The sequence below is a fragment of the Mesorhizobium sp. M1A.F.Ca.IN.020.04.1.1 genome (assembly GCF_003997315.1).
Classification (GTDB): Bacteria; Pseudomonadota; Alphaproteobacteria; order Rhizobiales; family Rhizobiaceae; genus Mesorhizobium.
Window position 1 is genome coordinate 1 of the sequence record NZ_RZSN01000241.1, and the last position, 6,646, is coordinate 6,646.

Genomic DNA, 6,646 nt, shown 5'->3' on the forward strand with positions numbered 1-6,646 from the left:
GCTTCCTGGAGCGTCTGCAGGATGACGCCGGCCTCGGCGGTGATGGTGTTCGACAGGACATCGATTTCGCGGATGCGGTTCAGCCGCGACAGCGAGAGCACGATGTCGCGGCCGGACTTGTCCGGCACTTGGGCGCCGACCAGCCCGGTGTTGCCGCTCTGCGGCACGACCGGCGTGCCGGTCTCGGTCGCGAGCCGCATGATGCGGCTCACTTCCTCGACGCTGCCTGGCCTCAGCACCAGCGGTGTCCGGCCATGCCAGAGGCCGCGCCGTTCGGTGATGTATGGCGCGATGTCAGCCTGATCGCGCAGCGCGTATCTGTCGCCGACGATGGCAGCGAAGCGGTCGATGAGGGCAGGATCGAGGTCGAAGGGCTGGTCGTTCATGCGCCCAAACCTAGAGCAATTCCAGGAAAAGTGTGAAGCGGTTTTCCGTCCGGAATTGCGTCAAAACAAAGAGATAGGCTCAGTCGATCTTGTCACGCGGGGCGGCGGCGCGCGCGAGCCGGTCGTTGATCGCCTCGCCCAAGCCGTCGGCCGGGATCGGCTCGACGGCGATAGTGGGCGCGCCACTGCGGTCGAGCGCCTGCATATAGGCGAACAGATTGGCGGCGGCCTCCCGCAGATTCCCCGCCTCGGAAAGATTGCGCAGCGCCACGGCATCCTGCCAGCCTTCGGCGCGAGCGCGGCCGAAGGCGAGCAGCGCCTCGCCGCTCGTGAGCTTGCCGACGTTGAGCCGCATCGATGCGCGCGGCGCGTAATGCGAGGCGAGCATGCCGGGCGCCTGGATTCCGGTAGCGCCGCGGATCACCTCAATTCCGGCGACCGCTTCAATGTCCCGGGCAGCGATGCCGCCGGGTCGTAGCAGACGCAGCTTGCCGTCCTCGATCTTGACGATCGTCGATTCCAGGCCGACGGGCGTCGCGCCGCCGTCGACCACCAGCTTGATCTTCCCGCCGAGATCGGCCGACACGGCCTCGGCCGTCGTGGCGCTGATCCTGCCGGAGGAATTGGCGCTGGGCGCCGCGAGCGGCCGGCCCAATCTCGCGATCAGCTCGCCGCCGAAGCCTCTCGGCATGCGCAGCGCGATCGTGTCAAGCCCGGCTGTGACGAGCGGATGGATGCCGTTTTCCGTGCGTTGCGGCAACACCAGCGTCAGCGGACCGGGCCAGAAAGCTTCCGCCAGCTTTGTTGACAATGGATCGAACGCAGCAATGCGGGTCGCCATGGCGAGGTCGGCGACGTGGGCGATCAGCGGGTTGAAGCGCGGGCGCCCCTTGGCCTCGAAGATACGCGCCACGGCAGCCCCATTGGTGGCGTCACCTGCCAGTCCGTAAACGGTCTCGGTCGGGATGGCGACAACATCGCCGCCTTCGAGCAGCGCCAGCGCCCTTTCCATCGCCTCGCCGACGCCAAGTATCTCAGCCAAATTCACCACCGATCCTGAACATGCCGGTCCCGTAATACGGCTTGGAAGCAGCGGCAAGGGCGGGCATTGGCGATTTATCAATCCCTAAAATGTTAGGTTTCCGCGCAAGCCGGCATCAATTCGCCGACGCTAGGGTGTGGATTTCCGGTTGGTGGGCGGAGAGTTGTCGTGATGCGTATGTCTTGCTTCGATGCAATTGCGGACGGAAAGCTGTTACGTCCCTTTCCTGGAATTGCTCTAGGAGCGGTCGTTATCGGTCTTCTGACGACGAGCGGCTTGGCACAGGCTTCGTCCATCGTCGTGCTCGGCGCGGCGACCTCGACGCCATCCATTGTCAGGCTGGCCGCGATCGAGCCCGGCAAGGCTACACCGTCAGTTGTGGCGCTCGGCGAGCCGGTGCCAGCCGTCACCGATGAGAAAGTGGCCGCGATCCCGGAGAAATCCGGACAGAGGCACGCGCAGCCGCCGACGATCATTCGCGGCGGCATCGTCGGCGGCGCCTCGGCGACGCCCGCGGCGACTGCCCCGGCCAAGGAGGCCGCGACACCGGCAAACGGCACCGCGCCCGCCGGCACGCCTCCCAACGGCACGGCTGCGGCCACGCCCCCCAACGGCACGGCTCAGGCTGCCGCCAACGGCGATACCAACGCTTCCGAGAACAACCCCGCCACGACGGCAACCGCGTCTGACGGCGAGACCCAACCGGAAGTCCAACCGGAAGCTGCCTCGACGCCGCCGCGGTTCAGCAAGGCGATGTAGGCGCGACGGTCTCCCGCGCCTTACGGAGCATGCAGCTTCCGACCGGCATTCTGGCTGTCAGCCGACGATCTTTGAAAAATCGGCGACCTGGTCGGTGGCGGCGCGGATGCGAGCAAGCAGGGCCAGGCGGTTGGCGCGCACGGCCTGGTCCTCATCATTCACGAGAACCCCTTCAAAGAATGAATCAACCGGTTCACGCAAGACGCTAAGCGTCAGCATGGCGGCGGAAAAATCTTCGTTTTGAATCGCTTGGCCGGCTTCCTTCTCGGCCTGATTCACCGCGGCAGACAGCTTCTTTTCCGCATCCTCGCGGAACAGCGCCGGCTCAACAATCTCGGCGACCCGTGTTTTCTTCTTCTCCTCGGCAGCCAGGATGTTGGCGGCGCGCTTGGTACCGGCAAGCAGGTTCTTGCCATCCTCCGTGTCGAGGAACTTGCCCAGCGCCTCGACGCGGCGAACGATCTGCAGAAGGTCGTCGGACTGCGGCGTGATGACGGCGTCGATAAGATCGTATCGTGCACCGCTTTCGCGGAGATATACCTTGAGGCGGTCATGGAAGAAGCCTAGGAGATCCGAAATTTGTGCGGCATCGCCGGCGAAGCTCGCAAAGGCGTTGGCGAAGACCGATGTCAGTCCGAGGCGAATGCGGTTCTCGATCAGGATTCGGACCACGCCGAGTGCAGCTCTTCTGAGCGCGAACGGATCCTTGCTGCCTGTCGGCTTTTCATCAATCGCCCAGAAGCCGGTCAGCGTGTCGAGCTTGTCGGCCAGCGCGACAGCAATCGACACCGGGTCGGTCGGCACCCGGTCGGACGGGCCTTGCGGTTTGTAGTGCTCCTCGGCGGCCGCGGCCACCGACGGATGCTCGCCTTGGAGCAGCGCATATTTGCGGCCCATGGCGCCCTGCAATTCCGGGAACTCGCCTACCACCTCGGTCTGCAGGTCGGCCTTGGCGAGCACCGCGGCGCGGGCGACGAGCGCGGTAATCTCCCCCCTCGAGGGGGAGATGTCGCCAGAGGCGACAGAGGGGGTCGTCTCGCGTGGAGTGCCAACCTCTTCCCTCTTCGAAAGGCCAGAATGCGTCGCACCAGCCGAAGCGACCCCCTCTGGCCTGCCGGCCATCTCCCCCTCAAGCGGGGAGATCGACTTCGCCACCGTCGGCGCCAGCTCCTTGGCCAACCGCTTGATGCGCTCGACCCGGGCGCCCTGCGTGCCAAGCTTGGCATGGAAGGTCACATTGAGATGGTCAAGGCGCGCCATGCGCTGGTCGAGCGGCTTCTTTAGATCCAGCTCGAACTTCGCCGCCGACTCTTGCAGCGTGCCGAGGTCGGGCAGGTCGCCCTGGTCGGTCTTCCAGAAATAGAGGGCGTCTGAGAGACGCGCCCGCACCACCTTGCCATTGCCGTAGGCGATCTCTTTGCCGCCGTCCTTCGCCTCGATATTGGCAACCAGGATGAAGCGGTCGGAGAGTGGCGATTGGCCAATCTCCCCCCTTGAGGGGGAGATGCCCGGCAGGGCAGAGGGGAGTGCCTCGCGCTGAGAGAACGGCGGGACGGCACCCCCCTCTGTCGGCCTCGCCGACATCTCCCCCTCTAGCGGGGAGGTTGGGCGCGACGTGACGAAGCATTTCTGATTGGCGCGAATGGTTAGGCGAATGACCTCGGCCGGGATGGTGAGAAAATCCTGCTCGAACTCGCCCATCAGCACGACCGGCCACTCGACCAGGCCAGAGACCTCTTCCAGCAGGCCCTCGTCCTCGACGAGATCGAGGCCGTTGGCGAAGGCGACATTGCGGGCATCGGCCAGGATGATCTCCTTGCGCCGGTCGGCATCAAGCACGACCTTGGCCGCTTCGAGCTTCGCCACATAGTCGTCGAAGCGGCGCACGGTGATCGGGCCCGGTGCATGGAAGCGGTGGCCGTAGGTGACGTTGCCGGAGCGGATGCCGTCGATCTCGAAGTCGACCACCACCGGCTCCTCGGTCTCCGGGCCGAAGGTGCAGACGATCGATTGCAGCGGCCGCACCCAGCGCAGCGAGCCGGGCTTGGCCGAGGCCGCGCCCCAACGCATCGATTTGGGCCAGGGAAAGTTCTTGATGATGCCCGGCACCAGCTCTGCGATGATCTCTTCCGCCGCCCTGCCCGGCTTCGAGATGTGGGCGACGTAGAAGTCGCCCTTCTTGGGATCGGAATGGACATGCGCCTCGGCGATCGACGAAAGGCCGGCCTTGCGCAGAAAACCCTGCACCGCCTGGTCGGGCGCGGTGGTCGAGGGGCCCTTGATCTCCTCGCGACTGTCCTTCGAGCGCGCCGTCAGCCCGCGCACGTCCAGCGCCAGGCGGCGCGGCGTCCAGTATTCGCGCGCCGCCTCATAGGTCAGACCCGCCTCGACCAAGCCGTCGGTCAGCATCTTGCGAAGATCGCCGGCCGCCTTGCGCTGCATGCGCGCGGGGATTTCTTCCGAGCGGAGTTCTAGGAGGAGGTCAGGCATCAGTTAGCTCCTTACCCTCCCCTTGATGGGGAGGGTCGGCGCGCAGCGCCGGGGTGGGGTGGCGGCGTTTCAGCCGCCAGCACCTTCGGCACCATCGCGCAGACCAAGGTGTGATTTTCGCTCTTCCACAGCCGCATAGATTGTATCGAGAACGGAATCCAGTTCGTTTTTTATCTCGTGGTTCCAGAAGCGGACGACGCGATAGCCCTGGCTCTCAAACCATCTCATTCGGACTGCATCATGGCACTGCTGGCCATCAAAGCCATGTTGGAAGCCATCCACCTCGATGATCAGCTTCAGCCGATGGGAGATAAAGTCAGGATAGTAACCGCCAACCGACGCTTGTCGACGAAAGTGCGTTCCTTCGACCGGAATACGCCAGAGGTGCCGCCACAGCCTGCGTTCCTCCTCGGTCATTGCCGCGCGCAGCCTTCGTGCGGACTGCAGCTTGAACCGATCAAGTTTTGGCATAGGGAAGCGCCCGTCACCCCCACCCGCCGCTTCGCGGCGACCTCCCCCATCAAGGGGGAGGTAGAGGGCGCATAGCAACTCGGCTCGCGCCTGTCACCCTGCCTGCCGGTCGGCAGTTCGAGCTATTTCAGGAAATTTTCAGTTCTTTGTCGGGACGACACGAGCCCACCCGTCATAAGAACAGACACCCCATGAACCAAACACAGTGCTGAAGCGACCAACGCTCAGACGGAGAACTATTGGCTGAACGACCATGAAGACGGCATCGAGAATCCTGCAGATCCTGGCACTGAGCGCCTGCTTCGCCGCCCAGATGCATGGCACATTCTCGATGCCGGGCGTGCGACAGGCACTGCGGACGATTGATGCCGCGACAGTCCAGATCACGTTGCCGATTGCAGCCGCCGCCGAGATCGCCAGCGAAACTTTGGGCTAAGTCGCCAGGCCGCCCGCCCGCGTCTGCAGGAACGCCTCTCCGCAAGCCTTGGCAAGGTTGCGCACGCGCAGAATGTAGCTCTGGCGCTCGGTAACGGAAATCACGCCGCGGGCGTCAAGCAGATTGAACACGTGGCTTGCCTTGATGCACTGGTCATAGGCGGGGAAAACCAGACGGTGCATCGACGAATTGTCGTTCGACGCCGGCGCGCCGGCAGCGAGCAGCGCCTTGCACTCGGCTTCGGCGTCCTCGAAATGCCGAAGCAGCATCGCCGTGTTGGCGAATTCGAAGTTGTGGCGCGAATATTCCTGCTCGGCCTGCAGGAACACGTCGCCATAGGTGACCTTCTCAGGCCCCTCGCGGCCGTTGAAATTCAAGTCATAGACATTGTCGACGCCCTGCACATACATGGCGAGGCGCTCGAGCCCATAGGTGAGCTCGCCCGCCACCGGCGCGCATTCGATGCCGCAGACCTGCTGGAAATAGGTGAACTGCGACACTTCCATGCCGTCGCACCAGCACTCCCAGCCGAGGCCCCAGGCACCTAGCGTCGGGCTCTCCCAATCGTCCTCGACGAAGCGGATGTCATGCAGCAGCGGATCGACGCCGATGGCTTCCAGCGAGCCGAGATAGAGTTCCTGCAGGTTCGGCGGGTTCGGCTTCAGGATCACCTGATATTGATAGTAATGCTGCAGCCGGTTCGGGTTCTCGCCGTAGCGGCCGTCCTTCGGCCGACGCGACGGCTGCACGTAAGCCGCGTTCCAGCGCAACGGGCCGAGCGCGCGCAAGGTGGTGGCGGGGTGGAAGGTGCCGGCGCCGACTTCCATGTCGTAGGGCTGCAGGATGACGCAGCCGTAAGCTGCCCAGTAGTTGTGCAAGGTCAGGATCAGCCCCTGGAAGGAGCGGCTGGGATGCATGTGGGCAGGGATCTCGACGGTCACGGCGGCCTCGGAAAGCGCTGGGAGTGGGCTTTCCCTAGTTGCCGGGCCGGCAAGCGTCAAGGCAGGGCGCCGCATCGAGGAGAGGTTGAAGCTTTGCCGGCGGGTGGGCCATTTGCGGCCG

Annotated in this window: 7 protein-coding genes; 2 read left to right on the forward strand and 5 right to left on the reverse strand. The window is 64.5% G+C overall.

From position 1 onward, the window contains the following. Together EOA49_RS29180 and EOA49_RS29185 are read right to left on the reverse strand one after the other, a co-directional pair. Nucleotides 1-386: FAD-binding oxidoreductase (locus EOA49_RS29180; RefSeq protein ID WP_164749315.1), on the reverse strand; the 386-nt coding region annotated here is incomplete at its 3' end. A 79-nt stretch (nt 387-465) separates the two neighbouring features. Beyond that, nucleotides 466-1,428, reverse strand: coding sequence for an L-threonylcarbamoyladenylate synthase (locus EOA49_RS29185; protein ID WP_164746831.1), 963 nt, complete (start codon nt 1,426-1,428; stop codon nt 466-468). A 276-nt stretch (nt 1,429-1,704) separates the two neighbouring features. Here EOA49_RS29185 and EOA49_RS29190 point away from each other — a divergent pair, with 276 nt between their 5' ends. Then, the gene (locus tag EOA49_RS29190) at nt 1,705-2,187 is read left to right on the forward strand and encodes a hypothetical protein (protein WP_127241105.1); all 483 of its coding nucleotides are present in this window, start codon (nt 1,705-1,707) and stop codon (nt 2,185-2,187) included. A gap of 57 nt (nt 2,188-2,244) precedes the next feature. Here EOA49_RS29190 and glyS read toward each other — a convergent pair whose 3' ends face one another. Then, nucleotides 2,245-4,677 carry a glycine--tRNA ligase subunit beta gene (glyS, locus tag EOA49_RS29195; protein ID WP_127241106.1) on the reverse strand — a complete coding sequence of 811 codons (2,433 nt, stop codon included), beginning with the start codon at nt 4,675-4,677 and terminating at the stop codon, nt 2,245-2,247. Between the two features lie 69 nt (nt 4,678-4,746). Next, nucleotides 4,747-5,148 carry a DUF559 domain-containing protein gene (locus tag EOA49_RS29200; protein WP_127241107.1) on the reverse strand — a complete coding sequence of 134 codons (402 nt, stop codon included), beginning with the start codon at nt 5,146-5,148 and terminating at the stop codon, nt 4,747-4,749. A 253-nt stretch (nt 5,149-5,401) separates the two neighbouring features. On the opposite strand from EOA49_RS29200, the gene EOA49_RS29205 reads away from it, so the two are divergent. Further along, complete coding sequence (locus tag EOA49_RS29205) at nt 5,402-5,584, forward strand: hypothetical protein (RefSeq protein WP_127241108.1); 183 nt, start codon at nt 5,402-5,404, stop codon at nt 5,582-5,584. Here the strand turns inward: EOA49_RS29205 and EOA49_RS29210 are convergent. Continuing rightward, nucleotides 5,581-6,525 carry a glycine--tRNA ligase subunit alpha gene (locus tag EOA49_RS29210; protein ID WP_082954005.1) on the reverse strand — a complete coding sequence of 315 codons (945 nt, stop codon included), beginning with the start codon at nt 6,523-6,525 and terminating at the stop codon, nt 5,581-5,583. The genes EOA49_RS29205 and EOA49_RS29210 overlap by 4 nt on opposite strands. Between the last annotated feature and the right edge of the window lie 121 nt (nt 6,526-6,646).

Bases quoted from the DNA above. Each gene is read 5' to 3' on its own strand.
- glyS (WP_127241106.1), bottom strand. From the start codon at position 4,677: ATGCCTGACCTCCTCCTAGAACTCCGCTCGGAAGAAATCCCCGCGCGC.
- EOA49_RS29200 (WP_127241107.1), bottom strand. From the start codon at position 5,148: ATGCCAAAACTTGATCGGTTCAAGCTGCAGTCCGCACGAAGGCTGCGC.
- EOA49_RS29205 (WP_127241108.1), top strand. From the start codon at position 5,402: ATGAAGACGGCATCGAGAATCCTGCAGATCCTGGCACTGAGCGCCTGC.